The organism is Frigoribacterium sp. PvP121, from assembly GCF_017833115.1.
Taxonomy (GTDB): Bacteria; Actinomycetota; Actinomycetes; order Actinomycetales; family Microbacteriaceae; genus Frigoribacterium; species Frigoribacterium endophyticum.
The window spans coordinates 1,775,847-1,798,372 of sequence record NZ_JAFIBR010000001.1 but is presented as its reverse complement, the minus strand read 5'-3'; the positions used below and the strand labels follow the sequence as shown (position 1 = coordinate 1,798,372).

Sequence of the window (22,526 nt, the reverse complement as noted above, 5' to 3'; positions counted from 1 at the left end):
GGGGCGGAGGCGCGCTACGCCTGGGTGAGCCACCGGAACGGGATCTCGATGGTCACCTCGGTGCCGCTGCCGACCAGCGTGTGCCAGTCGATGGTGCCGCCGAGCTCGCCCTGGATGAGGGTGCGGACGATCTGCGTGCCGAGCCCCGAGCCCACCTTGCCCTCGGGCAGGCCCACGCCGTTGTCGCGGACCTTCACGGTGAGCTGCTCGTCGTCGCGCTCGGCGACGATCTCGACCTCCCCGTCGCGGCCGTCGAGGCCGTGCTCGACCGCGTTGGTGACCAGCTCGGTGAGCGCGAGCGCGAGCGGGGTCGCGTACTCGCTCGGCAGCGCGCCGAAGCTGCCGGTCAGGGTCGGCCTGACCGTCGTGTTGTGGCTCGAGGCGACCTCGGCGATGAGCATGAGCACGCGGTCGAAGACGGTGTCGAAGTCGACGTTCTGGCTGAGGCCCTCGGAGAGGGTGTCGTGCACCACCGCGATCGACGCCACTCGTCGCATGGCCTGGGTCAGCGCCTCGCGCGCGACGTCGGTCCGGGTGCGGCGGGCCTGGATGCGGAGCAGCGAGGCCACCGTCTGCAGGTTGTTCTTGACCCTGTGGTGGATCTCGCGGATCGTGGCGTCCTTGGTGATGAGCTCGCGCTCCTGGTGGCGCAGCTCGGTGACGTCACGGCAGAGCACGATGGCCCCGACCCGCTCGCCCCGGTCACGGAGCGGGATCGCCCGGAGCGACACGGTGACCCCGCGGGCCTCGATGTCCGTCCGCCACGGCGCACGGCCGGTGACCACGAGCGGGAGCGACTCGTCGATGACGAGCTTTCCCTGCAGCAGCCCGGTGGTGACCTCGGCCAGCGACTCCCCCTCGAGCTCGCCGGCGAACCCCATCCGGTTGAAGGCCGACAGGCCGTTCGGGCTGGCGAACGTGACGAGGCCGTCGACGTCGAGGCGCAGCAGGCCGTCGGAGGCGCGGGGGGCTCCGCGACGCGGCCCGGTCGGTGCCCCGAGGTCGGGGAAGTCGCCGGCCGCGATCATCGAGAAGAGGTCGTTGGAGCACTGGTTGAAGGTCAGCTCCTGGCGGCTGGGCGTCCGTGCCTCGCTGAGGTTGGTGTGGCGGGTGATGACCGCGATGGGGGCGTCGGTGACGTCGGGGCGGCTCGCCCCCAGTCGGCGGAGGACGGGAACGGCGCGGACCCGGGTGGGGGTCTCCTCGTACCAGTCGGGCGCGGCGGAGTCGACGATGCGGGTCGTGGTGAACGCCTGCTCGATCTGCGTGCGCCACTCCGGGCGCACCTCCTGACCGACGAAGTCCCGGTAGAACAACGTCGCCGAGCTCGACGGGCGGGCGTGGGCGACGGCGACGAAGCTGCCGCCCTCCGTGGGCACCCAGAGCACCATGTCGGCGAACGCGAGGTCCGCCAGCAGCTGCCAGTCGCCGACCAGGAGGTGGAGCCACTCGACGTCCGCCTCGGTGGAGCGGCCCTGGGCGAGAACGAGATCACTGAGCGTCGACACCGCCCCAGTCTAGGTCGACGGGCACGGGGGCCGAGGCTCCTCACCCGCCGGTGGGCAGACCCGATTGTCCACAGGCCGGTCCCGGCCCTGTCGTGAGACGGAGGACATGTCATATGTTGAACGCGAGTAGTCGTCCACCTCGACGAAGAAGTCCCCCGACGAAAGTCCGAGCCTGATGCCCGTCCCCGCCGTGGCCGCCGCCACCGACCCCGCCCCGGACGACGAGCGGGCCGATGCAGGAGGCCGCCGCCTCCACGCCGTCTCCGCCGCCGAGCACGCCCGCGCCACGGTGACCGACGCGACCCCCGAGGCTCCCCCGGCCCCGCGCCTCCTGCACGCCGTGGACGACTCTCCCGCCGTCGCCGACGCTCCTGCAGCCCGTCCGAGCCTGCCCGACGCGGCGGTGGCCGCGGAGGGCCTCGCCCGGTGCGTCCTCGAGATCCTCGCCGGCGCCGGCGACCTCGACCAGGTCTCCCGCTGGGTCAACGGCGAGGTCTGGGCCGTGCTGCAGAAACGGGTCCGCCTCGCCGCGCGCGCCCGGGAGGCGAGCGGCGTCCGCAGCCAACGCCCCGTCTTCCGGGTGGGCCGGGTCCACGTCAGCGAACCCGCGCCGGGGGTCGCCGAGACGGTCGTCGTCGTGCACGGGCGCGCCCGGACGAGGTCCGTGGCCATCCGTCTCGAGACGACCGGTCGTCGGTGGCGGGCGACGGCCCTGCACGTGCTCTGACCGCGACGCCCACCGCGGCCGCCAGCGCAGGCCAGGGCGACGAGGGAGGCCGGGCTCGGGCCTCGCGGCCCGTGCCCGGCCTCCCTCGTCGTCACCGGCGGGTCAGGGCTTCTTGCCGGCCGCTCGTCGCTCCGCGCGGTTGACCGGCGCCGCCGCGGCGCCGCCGGTCGGCTGCCCGAAGGCGCCCTTGCCGGCCGGCCCGCCCGTGCCGCTCGTCGTCCGTGCCGCGGCGACGTCGGGGCTGTCGCCCTGCTCGGCGTCGTCCTGCGCCTTCTGGGCCTTGGCGGTCGCCGCCTGCTCGAGCCGGCCCTTCTGGTCGCGCACCTCGACCTCGCCCGCGATGTTCGGGGCGGAGTACTCCAGCTTCGGCTGTGCCTTCTCGGGCTCGAGGCCCTTGGCGGCGATGACCGGGGCCTCGGCGGCGCCGACCTGGCCCTGCACCTCGACCTCGAGGTTGAACAGGAACCCGACGGACTCCTCGCGGATCTGGCCCATCATGCTCTGGAAGAGCGCGTAGCCCTCCCGCTGGTACTCGACCAGCGGGTCGCGCTGAGCCATCGCACGGAGGCCGATGCCGTCCTTCAGGTAGTCCATCTCGTAGAGGTGGTCGCGCCAGCGGCGGTCGATCACGGAGAGCACGACCCGGCGCTCGAGCTCGCGCATCGCGGCCTCGCCCAGCGTCGACTCGCGCTCGGCGTAGGCGACCTTGGCGTCGGAGAGGATCTCCTGGCCGAGGAACTGCCGCGTCGCCTTGCCCTTGGACCCGGCCTCCGTGATGACCTCGTCGATGGTGATCGAGATCGGGTACAGGGTGCGCAGCTCCGTCCAGAGCGCGTCCAGGTCCCAGTCGTCGGGGCTGCCGTCTCCCGTGTGCTGGTCGATGACCTCGTCGACCACGGCCTCCAGGAAGGCGCTCGCCCGGTCGGCCAGGTCGTCGCCCTCGAGGATGTGGCGTCGGTCGCCGTAGATGGCCTCGCGCTGGCGGTTCAGGACGTCGTCGTACTTGAGGACGTTCTTGCGGATCTCGGCGTTGCGCGACTCGACCTGCGACTGGGCGGAGCGGATCGCCCGGCCCACGATCTTGTTCTCGATCGCCAGGTCGTCGGGCACGTTGCCGCGGCCCATCAGCGACTCCGCCGCCCCCGAGTTGAACAGGCGCATCAGGTCGTCGGTGAGCGAGAGGTAGAACCGGCTCTCGCCCGGGTCGCCCTGACGCCCGCTGCGCCCGCGGAGCTGGTTGTCGATGCGTCGCGATTCGTGGCGCTCGGTGCCGAGCACGTAGAGACCGCCCGCCTCGACGACCTTCTCGGCCTGCTCGGCGACCTCGGCCTTCTTGGCGGCGAAGACGTCGTCCCAGGCGGCCTCGTACTCGTCGGGGGTGTCGACCGGGCTGAGGCCACGGCCGTTCATCTCGGCGACGGCGAGGAACTCGGCGTTGCCGCCGAGCATGATGTCGGTGCCTCGACCGGCCATGTTGGTGGCGACCGTCACGGCGCCGACGCGGCCGGCCTGCGCGACGATGGCAGCCTCGCGAGCGTGGTTCTTCGCGTTGAGGACCTCGTGGCGGACGCCCTTCTTGGCCAGCAGGCGCGACAGGTACTCGCTCTTCTCGACGCTGGTGGTGCCGACGAGCACGGGCTGGCCCGCCTCGTGCCGCTCGACGATGTCCTCCACGACCTGGTCGAACTTCGCCGTCTCGTTCTTGTAGACGAGGTCGGTCTGGTCGATCCGCTTCATCGGCTTGTTGGTCGGGATGGGCACGACGCCGAGCTTGTAGGTGCTCATGAACTCGGCGGCCTCGGTCTCGGCCGTGCCGGTCATGCCGGAGAGCTTGCCGTAGAGGCGGAAGTAGTTCTGCAGGGTGACGGTGGCGAGGGTCTGGTTCTCGGCCTTGACCTCGACGCCCTCCTTGGCCTCGATGGCCTGGTGGATGCCCTCGTTGTACCGGCGGCCGCTGAGGATGCGGCCGGTGTGCTCGTCGACGATGAGGACCTCGCCGTTGATGACGACGTAGTCCTTGTCGCGCTTGAACAGGGCGTCGGCCTTGATGGCGTTGTTGAGGAACGAGATCAGCGGCGTGTTCGCCGACTCGTACAGGTTGTCGATGCCGAGGTAGTCCTCGACCTTCTCGATGCCGGGCTCGAGCACGCCGACGGTGCGCTTCTTCTCGTCGACCTCGAAGTCGGTGCCGGCCACGAGGCGGCGCGCGATCGTCGCGAACTCCGCGAACCAGCGGTTCGCCTCGCCCGAGGCGGGGCCGGAGATGATGAGCGGCGTGCGGGCCTCGTCGATGAGGATCGAGTCGACCTCGTCGACGATCGCGAAGAAGTGGCCGCGCTGCACCATGTCGGAGGCCTGCCACGCCATGTTGTCGCGCAGGTAGTCGAAGCCGAACTCGTTGTTCGTGCCGTACGTGATGTCGGCGGCGTACTGCTCCCGGCGCTCGGCGGGGGTCTGGCCCGCGAGGATGCAGCCGGTGGTCATGCCGAGGGCGCGGAAGACGCGGCCCATCAGCTCGGACTGGTAGCTCGCGAGGAAGTCGTTGACCGTGATGACGTGCACGCCGCGCGACGCGATGGCGTTGAGGTACGCGGCGGTGGTCGCGACGAGGGTCTTGCCCTCACCGGTCTTCATCTCGGCGATGTTGCCGAGGTGGAGGGCGGCGCCGCCCATCAGCTGCACGTCGAAGTGGCGCATGCCGAGGGTCCGCTTCGAGGCCTCCCGCACGGCGGCGAACGCCTCGGGCAGGAGGTCGTCGAGCGACTCGCCGTTGCCGTACCGCTCGCGGAGCTCGGTGGTCTCGGCGCGCAGCTCGTCGTCGGTGAGCGTGCTGAAGTCGTCCTCGAGCTCGTTGACGGCGTTCGCGTACGCCTTGAGGCGGCGGAGGATGCGGCCCTCGCCGACGCGGAGGACCCTCTCGAGGACGTTGGCCACTGGTGACTCCCTGGATCTGAGACTCGGTCGGGCAGGCGGAGGCCGCGTGCCCCGGGGGCGGCTGGTGACGCCAGCCCGTGAGGAGGCCCGGATGGACCAGCTCGGATGGTAGCAAGCCTAGCGGCCACGGCCCTGGACGCGGGGAGGAGCGGACTGCTCCCCCGGCGCCGGGACCGTGGCCGCGGGCCTCGGGGCGGACCGGGTCAGGCGACGACGCCGGCGCGCGCCTGCGTGGCGGCCTCCTGCAGCTCGCTCGCGCTCTGGTCGAGCCCGATCACGCCGTAGTCCCAGCCCTTCCGCCGGTAGACGACGCTCGGGCGCTCGGTCTCGGCGTCGATGAAGAGGTAGAAGTCGTGCCCCACCAGCTCCATGTAGTAGAGCGCGTCGTCGACCGTCATCGGCGTCGACGCGAAGACCTTGCTGCGGATCACGACGGGGCAGTAGTCCTCCTCCTGCTCCTCGGCCGAAGGCGCCTCGTCGTCGGCGGCGACCGTCGCGATCGAGCCGGTGCGCACGGCGTCCAGCGTCTCGGCGGCGGCGGGGGTCACGTCGATGCCGCTGAAGTCCGCTCCGGAGGCCTCCCGGAGCGACGTCGGTCGGTGCTGGCCCCGGTGGACCTTCTGCCGGTCCTTCGCGCGCCGGACCCGCTCGAGCATCCTGGCGATGGCCAGGTCGAAGGCGACGTACTTGTCGCTCCCGGTCGACTCCGCCCGCACGAGCGGACCGGGGCCGATCAGCGTGAGCTCGACCCGGTCGTCGCCGGCCTGGCCGCTCGACTTCTCGTGGTGCCGCGAGACCTTGATCTCGAGGGCGAGTGCCTTGGTGGCGAGCTGCGCCACCTTGTCGGCCTTGTCAGTGGCGTAGTCGCGGAAACGATCGGTGATGCCGACGTTTCGACCCGTGACGGAAATTTCCATGACGACCTCCATTGGCTATCGACGTGCCGCCTGTCAGCCAGGCGGATGTCCTTTCACGCCTTTCGCCCACCGTAGCCAGGTGGACCCCCGCCTGTCACCTCCCGTCCACCGACGGGACAGATCCCCAGGCCGTCCACAGGTGCTCGCCGGAGGGGTCACGGGCGCCTCCGCGAGAGGAGCGGGGTGGACGCGACGCAGGCCGCGGCGACGACCACGGCCCCCTCCGCGGCCAGCGCACGCCGCGCCTCCAGCAGGGTGCTGCCGGTGGTCACCACGTCGTCGACGACCACGACCCGGAGCCCCGCCAGCATCGGTCGAGCACGGAGGCTGCCCGCCCGCGAGCGCCGGCGGGCCTCGCGGTCGAGCTCCTTCTGCGCTCCGCGGCCCGGCAGGGCGACGAGCCCGCTCCGGACGGCGTGCAGCCCGGCCCGGCGCACGAGCAGCTCGACCGGGTCCCAGCCGCGGCGCCGCCGCCCCCGCGGTGACGACGGGACGGCGACGACCAGGGGCGGCGAGGCGTCGCGCCCGGGAGGCGCGGCGAGCGCCACCGAGGCCGCCAGCGCGGGGGCCAGGGCCGCCGCCAGGCGGAGGCGCCCCTGCTGCTTGTAGGCCAGCACGGTCGAGCGCACCTCGGCCTCGTACCGGAGGCCGGAGACGACCACCAGCCCGCCCGGCAGCTCGTCGACCTCCGGGCTCGGCACGAGGCGGGCCCGACAGGCCCGGCAGAGCTCCAGGTCGGGCAGGCCGCAGCCCGCGCAGCGGACCGGCGACAGCACGCCGAGCGCTTCGCGGAGGACGCGGCCGAGGCCGAGACGGGCGGAGGGCGAGGGACGGGGCGGGGTGGTCACGCCCCCACCGTCGCAGCGCCGCGGGCACAGCGGGCCCGGGCGCCCGCCGGCCCGGGGACGACCGGGAGTCCGGCACGGTGGGGAGGGACGCCGCCACCGCCCGCCGCGCCGCCGCTCAGCGCTGCGTCGCCAGGAGGTCGGCCGTGACGCCCGTCCCCTGCCAGGTGCTCCCCCGGGGCTCGAGCACGGCGCCGTCGCCCGAGAGCACCTGCAGCCGGGCGAGGCCCGTGCCGCCGGCGATCGCGGAGGCGTCGTCGCCCGGACGGCCCGCGGTGACGGCGGCGCCGCCGACCTCGCTGAGGGTGGCGCGGGTCGCGTCGTCGGCCGTCGTCAGGGTCGCGACCGTCAGCTGGTCGGCCCAGGTCGCGTCGACCGGCGACCCCGTCGGGGCCGTGAGCTCGAGGGGCGGCCCCAGGGCGGTCGGCACCTGTCGCGAGTCGCGGAGCAGGGCCACGACGAGCAGCCGCGAGGCCCCGTCGTCGTCGAGCAGCACCAGCGCCCGCGTGCCGTCGCGGGAGACCCGGAACGACACGACGCGGTCGCCGACGGGAAGGGTCGAGGCGACGACCTGGGCCGTGCCGTCCGGTGACCACGCCGTGACGCTGCGCGCGTCGTCGGCGGGGACGCTCCAGAGCCAGCCGGCCCCGTCGAGCGAGGGCGCGACCAGGCCCTGGCGGGGGTCGACGAGCAGGCTGCGGCCGTCGGACGTCACGAGGGCGCTGCCGCCGGTCGTCCCGACCGCGGCGCGGGTGAGGTCGGCCGACACCTCGACCGAGGTGGGCGACAGGGCGGCCACGGCCGCGGAGAGCCCGTCGAGGGGCGCGAGGGCCGACCGGGAGGCGTAGCCGAGCTCGCCCTGCGCGAGCACCAGCGGCCGGGCGTCGACGGCGGGGTCGCGGAGCGGCGCCGCCCGGCCCAGGTCGGGCACGTCGAGCGGCGCGGACTCGACGCTGAGCTCGACGGCGGTGACCGTCGAGAGGGTCGAGAAGCTCGCGAGCAGCTGCGCCTGCATGCGCGCCCTCGCGTCGTCCGTCGCGCTGAGGGCGTCGGAGGTCAGGTCGACGCGGGCGGTGCCGTCCGCGACGGTGATCGCGGTGAGCGACAGCTGCGTCCCGTCGGGGAAGGCCGAGACGACGGCGCCCTGCAGCCACGCCGACGGCCCGGCCAGCAGCGCGCTCGCGATGCGGGTGCTCGTCGACGACCGCGCGAGGAACCAGCGCTCGTCGGGCACCAGGTACGTGAACGTGGGGTCGTAGAAGTAGACCGCGTGCGCCCGGAAGACCGACTGGAAGGTCGCGGGGCTCAGCACGGTCCCGTCGGGGGCCTCGCTGATGCGCCACTGCCCGTCCTCGCGCACGAACGAGTACGCGAGGGTGGTCGGGACGTCGCTCGTCGACGGCACGTAGTGCCCGCCCTGGTCGACGGTCGCGGACGTGACGAACGCGTACTCGAGGTCGGCGTCGCCCACCCGCGTGGTGGCGCCGTCGCCCGGGCGCACCGTGACGCTGGCCCGAGGGTCCCAGTCGTCGGCGAAGCCGCCCGCGAGGAACTGCCGGGCGACCGCGTAGTTGTCCTGCGGGCCGGTGCCGGCCGCCAGGAAGTCGCGCAGGATCTTCTCCTGCGAGCTGTCGGCGACCGGGCCGCTCGGCGTGTAGACCACCTCGCTCGGCACCTCGCTCGAGACGTCGTCGCCGCGCTCGACCGGGCCCCGGTCGGGGATGGAGGCACAGCCCGTCAGCACGAGGAGCGCCGCCACCAGGGCGCCCACCGCTCCCGTCCGTCGTCGTCGCCGTTCAGCCACCGTGCACCTCCGTCGTCCCGCTCCACGGTTCGCCCGAGGTGGGCTCGGGCGGCCCCGGGGCCGTGGCGCCGGCCCTCGCGCCGTCGTCGGGCTCGGCCGCCAGCGGCCGGGTGGTGGCCGTCGTCCCCGCCTCCCTCGGCAGGGTGACGACGAAGCGGCTGCCCTCCCCCGGGCGCGACCAGAGGTCGATGCGGCCGCCGTGCAGGGTCGCGTCCTCCAGGCTGATGGCGAGGCCGAGCCCCGTGCCCCCGATGGTGCGGCGCCGCGACGGGTCGGCCCGCCAGAACCGGTCGAAGACGCGCTCGGCCTCGGCCGGGGTCATCCCCACCCCGTGGTCGCGGACCGCCACGGCCACCGCCTCCTCGTCGCTGTCGACCTCGACCTCGACCGGTCGCCCCTCGCCGTGCTCGATCGCGTTGCCGAGGAGGTTGCGCAGGATGCGCCGCAGCCGCCGGGGGTCGACGTCGGCCTCGAGGTAGCCGCCGCGCGCGTCGATCGTCACCGTGCTGCCGACCTCCGCCGCGAGCGGCTCGAACTCGGCGACGACGTCGTCGACGAGACCCACCACGCGCGTGCTCTCGAGGTCGAGCTCGACCGCCCCGGCGTCGAAGCGCGAGATCTCGAGCAGGTCGGCCAGCAGCACCTCGAAGCGGTCGACCTGCGTGTGCAGCAGCTCGGTCGTGCGGGCCGCCGTCGGCGTGAAGGAGGCGCGCTGGTCGTAGAGCACGTCGCCCGCCAGGCGGATGGTGGTCAAGGGCGTCCGCAGCTCGTGCGAGACGTCGCTGACGAAGCGCTGCTGCACCCGCGACAGCTCGGCGAGCTGGGAGATCTGCTTCTGCATCGCGTCGGCCATGCCGTTGAACGACCGCCCGAGCGTCGCGACGACGTCCTGGCCCTTCTCGGGGATGCGCTGGTCGAGCTGGCCGGCCGCGATCTTCTCGCTGGTCTCGGCGGCCACCCGGACGGGCCCCACGACGAGCCGGACGACCACGTAGGTGACGACGCCGATCAGGACGACGAGGGCCAGCGAGCCCAGCGCCAGCGTGCGCTGCATGAGCGACAGCGTGGTCTGGGCGTCGCTGAGGTCGTAGACGAGGTAGAGCTCGTACTGGCCGGCCGTGGGCACCTGCAGCGTCGAGCCCACGGCGAGGCCGGGGGCGTCGCCGCCCGGCCCTCGGAGCGAGACGGGCTGGAGGGCCAGGGCGCCCGTGTCGGCGGCCACCTGGTCGCGGAGCTCCGGCGTGATCTGGTCGGCCGGGAAGTCGGGGCTCGCGATCGCCTGGATCGTCTGCGCCGTCGTCTGGCCCGGCGTCCGGAGGATGGCGATGCTCGTGCCGCCCGGGCTCGACGTCGACGCGAGGATGGCGCTCTGCGCCTCGTTCTGCAGCGAGTCGAGCTCGACCTGGTCGGCGTCCTCGGTCGCCGTGGCCGAGTCGAAGATGCTCTGGGCGAGCAGCGTCGCGCGGAGCGACTCGGACTGCACCTGGTCGCGTCGCTGGTCGTAGAGGTTCGCGCCGATGCTCACCGAGATGGTCGTGCCGATGATCGTCGCCCCCAGGCCCGCCATCACGACGGTGGTCGCGACGGTGCGGAACTCGAGGGAGGACCGCCAGAAGCCCGCGACGCGGGACGGCCAGCCGCGCCGGCCCAGCCAGGCCCGCCGGAGCGCGGCGGAGACGGACTCGACCGTCACGGCCCCGGCCCCGCGAGCCGCGGGCACGCCCGCCGCCCGGGAGGGCCTAGGCGGACGAGCCGGCACGGTACCCGACGCCGCGGACCGTCGTCACGATGCGCGGGGCGTCCGGGTCGTGCTCGACCTTCGCGCGCAGGCGCTGCACGTGGACGTTGACGAGGCGCGTGTCGGCCTTGTAGTGGTAGCCCCACACCTGCTCGAGGAGCATCTCGCGGGTGAACACCTGCTGGGGCTTCGACGCCAGCGCCAGCAGCAGCTCGAACTCGAGGGGCGTGAGGGCAATGACCGTGTCGCCGCGTCGGACCTCGTGGGCGGCGACGTCGAGGCGGAGGTCGCCGACGGTCAGGACGTCGGTCGTGGGCTCGCTGGAGGGCCGGAGGCGGGTGCGCACCCGGGCCACGAGCTCCTTCGGGTCGAAGGGCTTGACGACGTAGTCGTCCGCCCCGGCCTCGAGCCCCGCGACGACGTCGACGGTGTCGCCCTTGGCGGTGAGCATGATGACGGGCACCCCGCTCTCGGCGCGGATCGCCGCGCAGACGGCGAGGCCGTCCATGCCCGGCAGCATGAGGTCGAGCAGGACGAGGTCGGGGGCCGAGTTGCGGAAGGCGTCGACGGCGGCGCTGCCGTCGCTGCAGAAGTGGGGCTCGAAGTCGGCGGCCCGGAGCACGATGCCGATCATCTCGGCGAGCGCGGGGTCGTCGTCCACCACCAGGATGCGCGGGGTCATGGTCTCCGTCCTCGGCTGGGCCGCTCGGGAAGCGGCACGTCACCCGAGATTAGTGCAGGAGGCGCCCGTCGGCTGGCACCCGCCGCCCGACGCGTGGGAACATGGCGGCACCGCGGGGCGATCCCGCGGGCGGACCACCGGGGGGCACCATGACGGACGTGGACGGCTGGGCGGCGCCCGGCGCGGGCCAGGACGAGCCCGGCTGGGGCGAGCGCCTGCCCCCGGCGCCGGATCAGCAGCACGGGCAGCAGCAGCCCCCCGCGCAGCCGGCGCCGTACGGGCAGCCGGTGCCTCACGGGCAGCCGTCGCCCTACGGACAGCAGGCGCCCTCCGGGCAGCAGCCGCCGTGGGCCGGGCATCAGCCGCCCTGGGCCGCGCAGCAGCCCCCGGCCCCGGGCCCGCCCCCGGGCTGGACGCCGCCTCCCCGCCCCGGGCTGCTCGCCCTGAGGCCCTTCACCTTCGGCGAGGTCCTCACGGGCTCGTTCCAGGTCTTCCGCCGCAACCCGCGCACCACCTTCGGCACCGCGCTCCTGGCCCAGGTCGTCCTGCTCGTCGTGACCCTCGGCGTCACCGGCGGCACGGCCGCGGCGGCCTTCAGCCGCGTCGACTCCGCCCTGCCCCAGGACCGCGACGCCGTCGCCGCCGGCGCCGTCGCGGTGACGCTCCTCTCCACGATCGTCCCGCTCCTCCTCTCCGTGGTGGTCAGCGCCCTGCTCCAGGGCCTGTTCGTGCTCGAGACCTCCCGCCAGCTCCTCGGCCAACGGCTGCGCCTCGGCGGCCTGTGGGCGCTCACGGCGGGCCGGCGCGGTGCCCTCCTGGGCTGGTCGGCGCTGCTGACCCTCGCGTACCTCGTCGGCGTGGCGGTCGTCGCCGGCGTCGTGGCGCTGGGCTTCGTCGTCGGCGGCGGGACGGGCATCGCGATCGGCATCGTCTCCGGCCTCCTCGCGGGGCTCGGCGCGCTCGCCGTCGGCGTCTGGCTCAGCGTGCAGCTCAGCCTCGTGCCGAGCGCCCTGATGCTCGAGCGCCTCACCCTCGGCGCGGCGGTCTCGCGCTCCTGGCGCCTCGTCCGTGGCTCGTTCTGGCGCACCTTCGGCGTCGTCGTGCTCGTCCTCGTGATGATCCAGGTCGCCGCCCAGGTCGCGAGCACCCCGATCTCGCTCCTCTCGGGCCTCCTCGCCGGCGCCCTCGCCCCGACCGGGGACGTGACCTCGCCCACCTTCCTGGTGGTGACGGGCGCGGGCTACCTGCTGACGTTCGTCGTGGCCGCCGTCGTCGCGTCGATCGGCTCGGTCGTCCAGGCCGCGAGCACCGCCCTCGTGTACGTCGACCGCCGCATCCGCACCGAGGGGCTCGACCTCGAGCTCGTCCGCCACGTGGAGCGACGCGACGCCGGCCAGGCCGACCTGCCCGACCCGTGGCGCTCGCCCTGGGGCGACGCGGCTCCCCCGCGGTGACGCTCGCCTCCGGGGCCCTCGCCGTGACGCTGGTCGCCGCCCCGCTCCGACCCGACCCCGAGGAGGCGCGGCGCCTGCTCCAGCAGGAGCTCACCGAGCGCGACTACGTCGCCGCCCAGCCCACCTGGCTCGACCGTGCCGCCGACGCCTTCTGGTCGTGGATCGAGGGCGTGCGCTTCGGCGACGCCGAGGGAGCACCGGCCGTCGCGCTCGTGATCGTCCTGGTCGTCGTCGTCGCGGTCGTCGTCGGGGTGGTGCTCGTCTACGGGGTGCCGCACCTGGAGCGCCGCTCCGCCCGCCCGGGCGAGCTCTTCGGCGACGACGACGAGCGCGACGCCGAGGCCCTCCGCGCCTCCGCCCGGGAGGCGGCGGCGTCGGGCGACCTCGACCGCGCCGTCGTCGAGTCGTTCCGGGCCCTCGCGCGGGCCCTCGTCGAGCGGGACGTGCTGACGACGAGCCCCGGCACCACGGCCCGGACGGTGGGCGACCGCGCGGCCCGTCTCTTCCCCGCCCGGGCCGACCGCCTGCGCGCGGCCGCCCGGGCGTTCGACGAGGTCCGCTACCTCGACCGTCCGGGCACCGAGCAGGCCTGGCGCGAGATCACCGATCTCGACCAGGTGCTCGAGGGCGACCGGACGGCGGTGCCCGCGTGACGACGTCGACGCCCGCCGCGCCCTCCCGGTCGACCCCCGCGCCCCGCGCAGCCCTCCGCCGCGCCCGCCCCTGGGCCCTGCTCGCCGCCGCCGTCGTCGCGGTCGCCGTGGTGGTCGTGCTGCTGAGCGGCGGCGACGCCACGGGCGGTCGCGCCCTCGGCCCCGAGAACCCGGCGCCCGCGGGGGCGAAGGCCGTCGTCGAGGTCCTCCGCGAGCAGGGGGTCGAGGTGGACGTGACCACCTCGCTGGCCGCCACGACCGCGCGGGCCCGGGCCGACGCCTCCGACACGACGGTGGTGGTCGACGACGCGAGCGCCCTGCTCGTCGCCGACCAGTGGCGGGACGTCGCCGACTCGGCCGACCGGACCCTCCTCCTCGCCCCCGACCAGGTGGCCCTCGACGCCGTGGCGCCCGGCCTCGCCCTGGCGGCCGAGGTCGACGACGGCGCCGTCGCGCCGGGCTGCGACCTGCCGGCGGTGGAGCGCCTCGACCGCGTCCAGGTCGGGGGGTACGCCTACACGGTCGACGGCGTCGACCCGGGCGTCGACGTCACCACGTGCCTCGCCGACGACGCGTCGGGCGGCTTCGGCCTGGTCGAGGTCGTCGACGGCGACCGGACGGTCACCGTCCTCGGCGCGACCACCGCGATCACCAACGGCGCCGTGCTCGACGACGACGACGCCGCGTTCGCGCTCTCGCTGCTCGGGCAGACGGAGCACGTCGTGTGGTACCTGCCGAGCCCGGACGACGTGCCCGAGGGCAGCGGCACCCTCGCGAGCCTGACGCCGGGATGGGTCACGCCCGTGCTCGCCCTGCTCGCCCTGACGGCCGTCGTCGCCGGCGTGTGGCGCGGCCGCCGGCTCGGCCCCCTCGTGGTCGAGCGCCTGCCCGTGGTCGTGCGGGCGTCGGAGACCACCGAGGGCCGGGCCCGGCTCTACGAGCGGTCCGGCTCACGTCGGCACGCACTCGACCAGCTGCGCATCGGCACCGTGGTGCGGCTGCGTCGCCGGGTGGGGCTCGGCGCCGCCGCCTCGCTCGACGACGTCCTCGCCCGGGTCGGCCAGCTCACCGGAGCCGACCCCCGGGGCCTCCGCCACGTGCTCGTGGACGCCGACCCCGCCGACGACCGCGAGCTCGTCCGCCTGAGCGACAGCCTGCTCGACCTCGAGCGCGTGGTCTCGGAGGCGGTGGCTCCCCGGTGACGGGCACCGCGCCTCCCCCGGGCCGCCGCGCCCCACGACCTGCACCCCGCCCCCACGAGATCCCCGGGAGGATCACCGCATGACGTCAGAACTCCAGCAGACCTTCGCCGCCGTGCGCACCGAGGTGGGCAAGGCCGTCGTCGCGCAGGACGGCGCGGTGACCGGGTTGCTCGTGACCCTGCTCGCCCAGGGCCACGTGCTCCTCGAGGGCGTGCCGGGGGTCGCGAAGACGCTGCTCGTGCGGGCGCTCAGCCACGCGCTGTCGCTCGACACGGCGCGCGTGCAGTTCACGCCCGACCTGATGCCCGGCGACATCACCGGCTCGCTCGTCCACGACGCCGGCAGCGGCCGGTTCGAGTTCCGGCCCGGGCCCGTGTTCACCAACGTGCTGCTCGCCGACGAGATCAACCGCACGCCCCCCAAGACGCAGTCGGCGCTGCTCGAGGCGATGGAGGAGCGCCAGGTCTCGGTCGACGGCGTCAGCCGCCCGCTGCCGACGCCCTTCCTCGTCGCGGCGACGATGAACCCGGTCGAGTACGAGGGCACCTACACGCTGCCCGAGGCGCAGCTCGACAGGTTCCTCATGAAGCTCACCCTCGACCTGCCGCCCCGCGAGGCCGAGGTCGAGGTGCTCGCTCGGCACGCGGGCGGCTTCTCGCCGCGCGACCTCCGGGCCGCCGGGGTCACCCCCGTGCTCGGGGCGGAGGAGCTCGCCCGCGCGCAGGCCGAGGTCGCGCGCGTCGGCGCCTCGCCCGACGTGCTGGCGTACATCGTCGACCTGGCCCGGGCGACCCGCGAGAGCCCCTCCGTCGCCGTCGGGGTCAGCCCCCGCGGCTCGACCGCGCTGCTGGCCGCCACCCGCGCCTGGGCCTGGCTGACCGGCTTCGACCGCGTCACGCCCGACCACGTGCAGGCGATGGCCCTGCCCGTCCTCCGCCACCGGCTGAAGCTCCGGCCCGAGGCCGAGCTCGAGGGCGTGGGCGCCGACGCGGTGCTCCGCTCGGTGCTGCAGCAGGTCCGGGTCCCCCTCTGAGCATGGCCGTCACCGGATGGACCGTGGCCCTGCTGGCCCTCGGCGTGGTGCCCCTCGTCGCGACGGGGGACGACCGGGTCCTGCTCGGCTGGATCGTGCTCGTCACGCTGCTCGTCGCCCTCGACGTGCTGCTCGCGGCGTCGCCCCGAGCCCTCCGGCTGCGCCGGGAGCTGCCCCCGGCCGTCCGGCTCGGCGAGAGCACGGCGTCGCGCCTCGTCGTCGTCAACGACGGGCGACGCCGGCTGCGCGGCGTGCTGCGCGACGCGTGGCAGCCGTCGGCGGGGGCCGCCTCGACCCGACGATCGCTGTCGCTCCGGCCGGGCCGCGCGGTGACGCTGACGACGACCCTGACGCCCTTCCGCCGGGGCGACCGGCGGGCCGACGCGGTCACCGTCCGCTCGGTCGGCCCCCTGCGCCTCGCCGCCCGGCAGGCCACCGTGGAGCTGCCCGGCGTCGTCCGGGTGCTGCCCCGCTTCTCGTCACGGCGCCACCTCCCCTCCCGCCTGGCGCGCCTGCGCGAGCTCGACGGGAGGACGAGCGTGATGGTGCGCGGGCAGGGCACCGAGTTCGACAGCCTCCGCGAGTACGTCCGCGGCGACGACGTGCGGAGCATCGACTGGCGCGCGACGGCCCGTCGTGACGAGCTCGTCGTGCGCACCTGGCGCCCCGAGCGCGACCGCCGCGTCGTCGTGGTCGTCGACAGCGGCCGCACCTCGGCGGCCCGGGTCGACGACGAGCCCCGCCTCGACACCGCCTTCGAGTCGGCGTTGCTGCTCGCGGCGCTGGCGTCGAGGGCCGGCGACCGGGTCGACGTCGTCGTCTTCGACCGCCGCGTGCGCGGCCGCGTGCAGGGCGCGACGGGCGCCGCCCTCCTCTCGTCGCTCGTCGACGTGCTCGCCCCGGTCGAGCCCGAGCTGGTCGACACCGACTGGTCGTCCGTGCCCGCCCTCGTCCGGTCGGTCACGAGCCAGCGGGCGCTGGTCGTCCTCGCGACGACCGTCGACTCCCCCGGCTCGGCGCGCAGCCTGCTCGCGGCCGTCCCGCAGCTCAGCCGCCAGCACCTCGTGGTCGTGGCCTCGGTGGCCGACCCGGCCCTCGCCGAGACGGCGCTCCGCCGCGACGGCCGGTCAGAGGTCTACCGGGCCGCCGCCGCCGAGCGGGCCGTGCTCGACGCCTCCCGCGTGGCCGCGGCCCTCCGCCAGGTGGGCGCCGACGTGGTGTCGGCCGCGCCCGCCGACCTGCCGCCGGCCCTGGCCGACCGCTACCTCGCGCTGAAGGCGGCCGGGCGGCTCTGACGGGCCCCACGGCGCAGCCACGGACGCGGGCTGCTGGTCAGCCGGCGACGAGCTCCCGCGCGCCCGCCTCGAACTCGTCGAGGTCGCCCGTCTGGCCCGCCCGGTGAGCCCGGCCCCCGAGCACCCACTGGTACGCGAGGAAGGCCGCGAGCGCGACCGTGCCGATGCCGATCTTGATCGCCCACGGCCACGGCTGCCGGGTGACGAAGCCCTCGATCACGCCGGAGACGAGCAGCGAGAGCATCAGGCCGACCGCGATCGTGATGAGGGCCCGGCCGTCCTCCGCGAGGGCCTGGCCGCGCGTCCGGGCCCCGGGGGCTATCCACGACCAGGCGATCATGAGGCCGGCGGCTCCGGCGACGAAGATGCTGTAGAGCTCGAGCTGGCCGTGCGGGAGGATGTACAGGAAGAAGTAGTCGAGGCGGCCCTGGTCGGCCATGATGCCGGCCGAGACCCCGATGTTGATCGCGTTGCCGATGATCGCGTAGGGCACCCACACGCCGGTGATGCCGAACGCGACGCACTGGGCCGCGATGAACGCGTTGTTCGTCCACACCTGGCCGGTGAACGACGACGGCGCGCTCTCGGAGTAGTAGTCGACGAAGTCCTCGGTCGCGAACTGCCGACGGAACTCCGGCGTGCCGAACGACGCGAGCACGGACGGCGTCGAGGCCGCCCACACGGCGAAGACCGTGGCGACGACGACCGTCGCGAGCAGCACGGCGATCGAGAGCCAGCGCACGCGGTACAGCGCGGCCGGCAGCTGGACCAGGAAGAAGCCCGGCACCTGAGCGGCCAGGTCGCGCCCCGCGCCGGTGAACCGAAGGCGCGCCCGCGAGAGGGTCAGCGACAGCCGGTCGGCGACGACCGACGGCCCCGTCGCCGTCTGCAGGGCCGACAGCTCGGCCGCCCCCGACTGGTACAGCCGGATGAGCTCGTCGGCCTCGGGCCCGGTGAGGCGCTGCCGGCGGGCGAGGCGGTCGAGCTCGGTCCACTCGTGGCCGTGGGCGGCGGCGTAGGCGTCGAGATCCATTCTGCTTAGATACTAGGCATGTCCCGACCCCGCGCAGGTGGCAGAGCGCCGATCACGCTCCGGCCCGACCAGGTGGAGTCGCTGGGCGGCTCGTCCGACCAGCTGGTCGTCGGCGAGGCGGTCGCCCTCGACCTCCGACCCACCGGCTTCGTGCTCCGGGTCGCCGGTGCCCTGATCGACTACGCGGTCTACGCGATCGTGCTCGTGCTGCTGGTCGTCCTCGTCGGGGCGCTCTCGGAGGCCGGGGCGGTCGACGACGCCGTCGCCCAGGCCCTCGTCGTCACGAGCGTCGTGACGTGCCTGATCGGGCTGCCGCTCGTGGTCGAGACGGCCAGCCACGGCCGGTCGCTGGGCAAGCTCGCCACCGGCGCCCGCATCGTGCGGCTCGACGGCGGCGCGATCGGCCTCCGCCACGCCCTGACGCGCTCGCTCGTCGGCCTGCTCGAGATCGTCATGACGACCGGGGGGCTGGCGGTCGTCGTCGCCCTGCTCAACCGCTCGTCGCGGCGCCTGGGCGACCTGATGGCCGGCACCTACAGCCGCAACGAGCGGGCTCCGCGCATGGGCCGCGTCGTCGTGCAGCTGCCGCCGCACCTCGTCCGCTGGGCGGCCGTCGCCGACGTCGCCAGGCTGCCCGACCCCCTCGCCCGGCGCGTGGCGTCGTTCCTCCAGCAGGCCCCGGCGCTCTCGCCCGCCTCCCGGCACCGGGTCTCGGTCGGCCTCGCCGACGAGGTGGCCGCGTTCGTGTCGCCCGTGCCCGCGGTCGACCCGGAGTCGTTCCTCGCCGGCGTCAGCGCCCTCCGACGAGACCGCGAGGCCGTCGCCCTCGGCCGCGAGGCCGCGCTCCTCCGGCGCCTCGACCCGGCCCTGACCGGCACGGTGCCCGGCTTCCCGACGCGCTGACCCCGGACCGTCCGAGCCCGAGGGCGCCCGCGCCCCCGGGCCGCCGAGCCCCACGGTTCGGCCCGTGACGACGGAGGCCGCCCGGGAGGCGCGGCGTGCGCTCCCCGGACGGCCTCCGGCGACGAGGCGGGCCCGCTGGCCCGCCCCGTGGTGGTCAGTACCGGTAGTGGTCGACCTTGTACGGCCCCGCCACGGGCACGCCGATGTAGGCGGCCTGCTCGTCGGTGAGGGTCGTCAGCTCGACGCCGAGGGCGTCGAGGTGCAAGCGCGCGACCTTCTCGTCGAGGTGCTTGGGCAGCACGTAGACGTCGGTCTCGTAGCGGTCCCGGTGCGCCCACAGCTCGATCTGGGCGAGCACCTGGTTGGCGAACGAGTTGCTCATCACGAACGAGGGGTGGCCGGTCGCGTTGCCGAGGTTCATCAGGCGTCCCTCGCTGAGCACGAGGATGCTGCGGCCGGTGGGGAGGCGCCACTCGTGCACCTGGGGCTTGATCTCGACGCGCTCGGCGCCGGCCAGCGACTCGAGGCCGGCCATGTCGATCTCGTTGTCGAAGTGGCCGACGTTCGCGACCACCGCGAGGTGCTTGAGCCCGAGGAGGTGGTCGACCGTGACGACGTTGAGGTTGCCGGTGCCCGTCACCAGGATGTCGACGGTGCCGACGACCGACTCGAGCTTCGCGACCTGGTAGCCGTCCATGGCGGCCTGCAGGGCGTTGATCGGGTCGACCTCGCTGACGATGACGCGCGCGCCCTGGCCGCGCAGCGCCTCCGCCGCGCCCTTGCCGACGTCGCCGTAGCCCGCGACGAAGGCGACCTTGCCGCCGATCAGCACGTCGGTGGCGCGGTTGAGGCCGTCGGGCAGGGAGTGGCGGATGCCGTACTTGTTGTCGAACTTCGACTTCGTCACCGAGTCGTTGACGTTGATCGCGGGGAAGAGCAGCTCGCCCGCGCGGGACAGCTCGTAGAGCCGGTGCACGCCGGTCGTGGTCTCCTCCGTCACGCCCTGGATCTCGGCGCCGATGGTCGTCCAGCGGTCGGTCGACTCGGCGAGCGAGCCCCGGAGCACCTCGAGGATGACCTTCCACTCCTGGCTGTCGCCGGGGGCGTCGGAGGGCACGGCGCCGGCGAGCTCGAACTCGCGGCCCTTGTGCACGAGCATCGTGGCGTCGCCGCCGTCGTCGAGGATCATGTTCGGGCCGGCGAACGCGGCCCCGGCCTCGGCGGCCTCGGCGGACCAGTCGAAGATCTGCGAGGTGCACCACCAGTACTCCTCCAGCGTCTCGCCCTTCCAGGCGAAGACGGGCACGCCCCGGGGCTCCTCGGGGGTGCCGGTCGGGCCGACGACGATCGCGGCGGCCGCTTCGTCCTGCGTGGAGAAGATGTTGCAGCTGGCCCAGCGGACCTGGGCGCCGAGGGCCGTCAGGGTCTCGATCAGGACGGCGGTCTGCACGGTCATGTGCAGCGAGCCCGCGATGCGGGCGCCGGCGAGCGGCTGGGTCGGGCCGAACTCCTCACGGAGGGCCATGAGCCCCGGCATCTCGTTCTCGGCGAGGCGGAGCTGGTGGCGTCCGGCCTCGGCGAGGCTCAGGTCGGCGACCTTGTAGGGCAGCGAAGTCGTAGTAGTGGGCATGCGACCATCCTCCCCCACCCGACAGCGTGTGTCGCGTCGCCGGCGCGACGCCCGGCAGCCCGTCAGGAACGGACGAGGCGCGCGATCGCGGCGGACGCCTCGGCGATCTTCTGGTCGGCGACGGCTCCGCCCTCGCGGGCGGCCTCGGCGACGCAGTGCGCGAGGTGGTCCTCGAGCAGCTGCAGCGCGACGGTCTCGAGGGCCTTCGTCGCCGCGCTGACCTGCGTGAGCACGTCGATGCAGTAGACGTCGTCCTCGACCATGCGCTGGATGCCCCGCACCTGGCCCTCGGCCCGGCGCAGGCGCTTGACGATCTGCTCCTTCGAGCCGGCGCCCACGTAGCCGGGGCCCGCGGTCGCCGGGGAGTCGCGGGTCGGCTCCGGCGGGCCGGGCACCGCCCCCGGGTCGGCCTGGCCCTCGTCGTCGCGCACCGCGCCTCCTGCGTCCACGGGGCGAGCATACCCCCCTGGGGTACGCCCGCCCCGCGAGGACGCCGAACGGTGCTACGCGCGGATGAGCGCGAGCACCTCGTCGCGGAGGCGCTCCATGCCGGCGGGCGTCGCGGCCTCGGCGTTCAGGCGCAGCAGCGGCTCCGTGTTGGAGGGGCGGACGTTGAACCACCAGAAGCCGTCGTCGGCCGTGCCCGAGACGGTGAGGCCGTCGAGCTCGTCGACCTCGCCCCGCGACGCCCACGCCTCGACGATGCGCGTGTAGGCCGCGGGCACGTCGTCGACGGTCGAGTTGATCTCGCCGCTCGCCGTGTAAGGCGTGTAGCGGTTCGTCAGCGTCGACAGCGGCTCGCCCTGGTGGCCCAGCTCGGCGAGCACGTGCATCGCGGCGAGCATGCCGTTGTCGGCGCCCCAGAAGTCGCGGAAGTAGTAGTGCGCCGAGTGCTCGCCGCCGAAGATCGCACCGGTGGCCTTCATCTCGTCCTTGATGAGCGAGTGGCCCACGCGCGTGCGCACCGGGGTGGCGCCCGCGGCGACGATCGCCTCGGGCACGGCCCGCGAGGTGATGAGGTTGTGGATCACCGCGATGTCGGCGTCGGGCTCGGCGGCGCGGACGCGGGCGATCTCGCGCACGGCGACGATGGCGGCGACGGCCGACGGGGTGACGGCGTCGCCGTTCTCGTCGACGACGAAGCAGCGGTCGGCGTCGCCGTCGAAGGCGAGGCCGAGGTCGGCGCCGTGCTCGACGACGGCGGCCTGCAGGTCGACCAGGTTGGCCGGCTCGAGCGGGTTCGCCTCGTGGTTCGGGAAGGTGCCGTCGAGCTCGAAGTAGAGGGGGACGATCTCGAGCGGGAGGCCGGGCAGCCCGGCGGCCTCGCCGAGCACCGCGGGCACGGTCATGCCGCCCATGCCGTTGCCGGCGTCGACGACGACCTTGAGCGGCCGGACGCCCGCGAGGTCGACCAGGCCGCGGAGGTAGCCGGCGTAGTCCGCCAGGGCGTCGTACTCGCGGAGGGAGCCGGGGGCCTCGACGGGCGTGACGCCCTCGGCCAGGTACGCGGCGGCGCGGTCGCGGACGTCGGCGAGGCCCGTGCCGAGGCTGATGCCCTGGGCACCGGCGCGGCTCATCTTGATGCCGTTGTAGGTGGCGGGGTTGTGGCTGGCGGTGAACATGGCGGCCGGGGCGTCGAGCGAGCCGGAGGCGAAGTACGACTCGTCGGTCGAGCAGAGGCCGAGCGCCACGACGTTCGCGCCCCGGGCCTGGGCGCCGCGCGCGAAGGCGGCGGCGAAGGCGGGCGACGAGTCGCGCATGTCGTGACCGACGACGAGGTCGTGCCCGGCGCCCTCGATCTCGTCCGCGAACGCCGCGCCGAACGCCTCGACGACCTCCTCCGTGAGCTGGCTCCCGACGAGCCCCCTCACGTCGTAGGTCTTCACGAAGGCGGTCAGGTCGACGGTGTTCTCAGAGGTCATGCCCCAAAACTACCCGGCGCAGGACCTGCCAGCCCTGAGGCACGGACAGGGATGTCGCGTGACGGGCGCAGAGGTCGTAGCCGTGCGGCTCGACGCGGCCGCTGAGCGGGCCGACGACGACCGTCGAGTCGGCGTACACGTAGGTCAGCGTCGCCACCGCCTCGGCGTGGCAGGCGACCTTGCTGCAGGGGCGTTCGTCCATCGGGGCCAGCGTACCCGCCCGCCCTTGAGGGGCCGCGTAGCATG

At 74.4% G+C, this 22,526-nt stretch carries 19 protein-coding genes; 7 read left to right on the top strand and 12 right to left on the bottom strand.

The genetic code is table 11. The features are described 5' to 3' along the window. Positions 1-14: 14 nt before the first annotated feature. Positions 15-1,508 (bottom strand): sensor histidine kinase, encoded by a 1,494-nt coding sequence (locus JOE43_RS08375; protein ID WP_209516968.1) that lies wholly within the window; start codon positions 1,506-1,508, stop codon positions 15-17. A 175-nt stretch (positions 1,509-1,683) separates the two neighbouring features. Between JOE43_RS08375 and JOE43_RS08370 the strand changes: the two genes are divergently transcribed. Next, complete coding sequence (locus JOE43_RS08370; protein ID WP_209516966.1) at positions 1,684-2,235, top strand: Rv3235 family protein; 552 nt, start codon at positions 1,684-1,686, stop codon at positions 2,233-2,235. Between the two features lie 102 nt (positions 2,236-2,337). Here JOE43_RS08370 and secA read toward each other — a convergent pair whose 3' ends face one another. From secA to mtrA, 6 genes are all read right to left on the bottom strand, one after another. After that, a complete protein-coding gene (secA, locus tag JOE43_RS08365) occupies positions 2,338-5,169 on the bottom strand; it encodes a preprotein translocase subunit SecA (protein ID WP_209516963.1) in 2,832 nt (943 codons plus the stop codon). Between the two features lie 203 nt (positions 5,170-5,372). Then, positions 5,373-6,086, bottom strand: a complete 714-nt coding sequence (gene hpf / locus JOE43_RS08360; RefSeq protein ID WP_209516960.1) for a ribosome hibernation-promoting factor, HPF/YfiA family — start codon at positions 6,084-6,086, stop codon at positions 5,373-5,375. Positions 6,087-6,241: 155 nt separating this feature from the next. Further along, complete coding sequence (locus JOE43_RS16180) at positions 6,242-6,934, bottom strand: phosphoribosyltransferase family protein (protein WP_209516957.1); 693 nt, start codon at positions 6,932-6,934, stop codon at positions 6,242-6,244. A 115-nt stretch (positions 6,935-7,049) separates the two neighbouring features. Beyond that, positions 7,050-8,735 (bottom strand): LpqB family beta-propeller domain-containing protein, encoded by a 1,686-nt coding sequence (locus JOE43_RS08350; protein ID WP_209516953.1) that lies wholly within the window; start codon positions 8,733-8,735, stop codon positions 7,050-7,052. Then, entirely contained in the window at positions 8,728-10,428 is a 1,701-nt protein-coding gene (mtrB, locus tag JOE43_RS08345; RefSeq protein WP_307803293.1) for an MtrAB system histidine kinase MtrB, read from the bottom strand. Before mtrB ends, JOE43_RS08350 begins: the two co-directional genes overlap by 8 nt. A gap of 46 nt (positions 10,429-10,474) precedes the next feature. Further along, complete coding sequence (mtrA, locus tag JOE43_RS08340) at positions 10,475-11,155, bottom strand: MtrAB system response regulator MtrA (RefSeq protein WP_167258756.1); 681 nt, start codon at positions 11,153-11,155, stop codon at positions 10,475-10,477. Positions 11,156-11,304: 149 nt separating this feature from the next. Here mtrA and JOE43_RS08335 point away from each other — a divergent pair, with 149 nt between their 5' ends. The 5 genes from JOE43_RS08335 (at position 11,305) to JOE43_RS08315 (ending at position 16,792) form a co-directional block, all read left to right on the top strand. Continuing rightward, entirely contained in the window at positions 11,305-12,609 is a 1,305-nt protein-coding gene (locus tag JOE43_RS08335) for a hypothetical protein (protein ID WP_209516947.1), read from the top strand. After that, positions 12,606-13,262, top strand: coding sequence for a DUF4129 domain-containing protein (locus tag JOE43_RS08330; protein WP_209516944.1), 657 nt, complete (start codon positions 12,606-12,608; stop codon positions 13,260-13,262). Before JOE43_RS08335 ends, JOE43_RS08330 begins: the two co-directional genes overlap by 4 nt. Then, positions 13,259-14,464 (top strand): DUF4350 domain-containing protein, encoded by a 1,206-nt coding sequence (locus JOE43_RS08325; RefSeq protein WP_209516941.1) that lies wholly within the window; start codon positions 13,259-13,261, stop codon positions 14,462-14,464. The genes JOE43_RS08330 and JOE43_RS08325 overlap by 4 nt, the downstream gene beginning before the upstream one ends. 79 nt (positions 14,465-14,543) lie before the next feature. Next, positions 14,544-15,497, top strand: a complete 954-nt coding sequence (locus JOE43_RS08320) for a MoxR family ATPase (protein ID WP_209516938.1) — start codon at positions 14,544-14,546, stop codon at positions 15,495-15,497. 2 nt (positions 15,498-15,499) lie between these two features. Then, positions 15,500-16,792, top strand: a complete 1,293-nt coding sequence (locus JOE43_RS08315) for a DUF58 domain-containing protein (protein ID WP_209516935.1) — start codon at positions 15,500-15,502, stop codon at positions 16,790-16,792. Between the two features lie 37 nt (positions 16,793-16,829). Here the strand turns inward: JOE43_RS08315 and JOE43_RS08310 are convergent, their stop codons facing one another. Next, positions 16,830-17,825 (bottom strand): stage II sporulation protein M, encoded by a 996-nt coding sequence (locus tag JOE43_RS08310; RefSeq protein WP_209516932.1) that lies wholly within the window; start codon positions 17,823-17,825, stop codon positions 16,830-16,832. A gap of 18 nt (positions 17,826-17,843) precedes the next feature. On the opposite strand from JOE43_RS08310, the gene JOE43_RS08305 reads away from it, so the two are divergent. Beyond that, on the top strand, positions 17,844-18,728 hold the full coding sequence (locus JOE43_RS08305; RefSeq protein ID WP_209516929.1) for an RDD family protein: 885 nt from the start codon (positions 17,844-17,846) through the stop codon (positions 18,726-18,728). A 154-nt stretch (positions 18,729-18,882) separates the two neighbouring features. Here JOE43_RS08305 and ahcY read toward each other — a convergent pair whose 3' ends face one another. From ahcY to JOE43_RS08285, 4 genes are all read right to left on the bottom strand, one after another. Continuing rightward, positions 18,883-20,358, bottom strand: coding sequence for an adenosylhomocysteinase (ahcY, locus tag JOE43_RS08300; RefSeq protein WP_209516926.1), 1,476 nt, complete (start codon positions 20,356-20,358; stop codon positions 18,883-18,885). Between the two features lie 62 nt (positions 20,359-20,420). Beyond that, positions 20,421-20,696: a metal-sensitive transcriptional regulator gene (locus tag JOE43_RS08295; RefSeq protein WP_056055744.1), complete on the bottom strand. Its 276-nt coding sequence runs from the start codon at positions 20,694-20,696 to the stop codon at positions 20,421-20,423. A 165-nt stretch (positions 20,697-20,861) separates the two neighbouring features. After that, positions 20,862-22,280, bottom strand: coding sequence for a phosphomannomutase/phosphoglucomutase (locus tag JOE43_RS08290; protein WP_209516923.1), 1,419 nt, complete (start codon positions 22,278-22,280; stop codon positions 20,862-20,864). Then, complete coding sequence (locus JOE43_RS08285) at positions 22,270-22,482, bottom strand: DUF3499 family protein (protein WP_209516920.1); 213 nt, start codon at positions 22,480-22,482, stop codon at positions 22,270-22,272. Before JOE43_RS08285 ends, JOE43_RS08290 begins: the two co-directional genes overlap by 11 nt. Between the last annotated feature and the right edge of the window lie 44 nt (positions 22,483-22,526).

What these genes read in the sequence shown, in the direction of transcription:
- JOE43_RS08370 (WP_209516966.1), top strand. Translation starts at nt 1,684, where the DNA reads ATGCCCGTCCCCGCCGTGGCCGCCGCCACCGACCCCGCCCCGGACGAC.
- hpf (WP_209516960.1), bottom strand. Translation starts at nt 6,086, where the DNA reads ATGGAAATTTCCGTCACGGGTCGAAACGTCGGCATCACCGATCGTTTC.
- mtrA (WP_167258756.1), bottom strand. Translation starts at nt 11,155, where the DNA reads ATGACCCCGCGCATCCTGGTGGTGGACGACGACCCCGCGCTCGCCGAG.
- JOE43_RS08315 (WP_209516935.1), top strand. Translation starts at nt 15,500, where the DNA reads ATGGCCGTCACCGGATGGACCGTGGCCCTGCTGGCCCTCGGCGTGGTG.
- JOE43_RS08335 (WP_209516947.1), top strand. Translation starts at nt 11,305, where the DNA reads ATGACGGACGTGGACGGCTGGGCGGCGCCCGGCGCGGGCCAGGACGAG.
- JOE43_RS08290 (WP_209516923.1), bottom strand. Translation starts at nt 22,280, where the DNA reads ATGACCTCTGAGAACACCGTCGACCTGACCGCCTTCGTGAAGACCTAC.
- ahcY (WP_209516926.1), bottom strand. Translation starts at nt 20,358, where the DNA reads ATGCCCACTACTACGACTTCGCTGCCCTACAAGGTCGCCGACCTGAGC.
- JOE43_RS08310 (WP_209516932.1), bottom strand. Translation starts at nt 17,825, where the DNA reads ATGGATCTCGACGCCTACGCCGCCGCCCACGGCCACGAGTGGACCGAG.
- JOE43_RS08320 (WP_209516938.1), top strand. Translation starts at nt 14,544, where the DNA reads ATGACGTCAGAACTCCAGCAGACCTTCGCCGCCGTGCGCACCGAGGTG.
- JOE43_RS08285 (WP_209516920.1), bottom strand. Translation starts at nt 22,482, where the DNA reads ATGGACGAACGCCCCTGCAGCAAGGTCGCCTGCCACGCCGAGGCGGTG.
- JOE43_RS08305 (WP_209516929.1), top strand. Translation starts at nt 17,844, where the DNA reads ATGTCCCGACCCCGCGCAGGTGGCAGAGCGCCGATCACGCTCCGGCCC.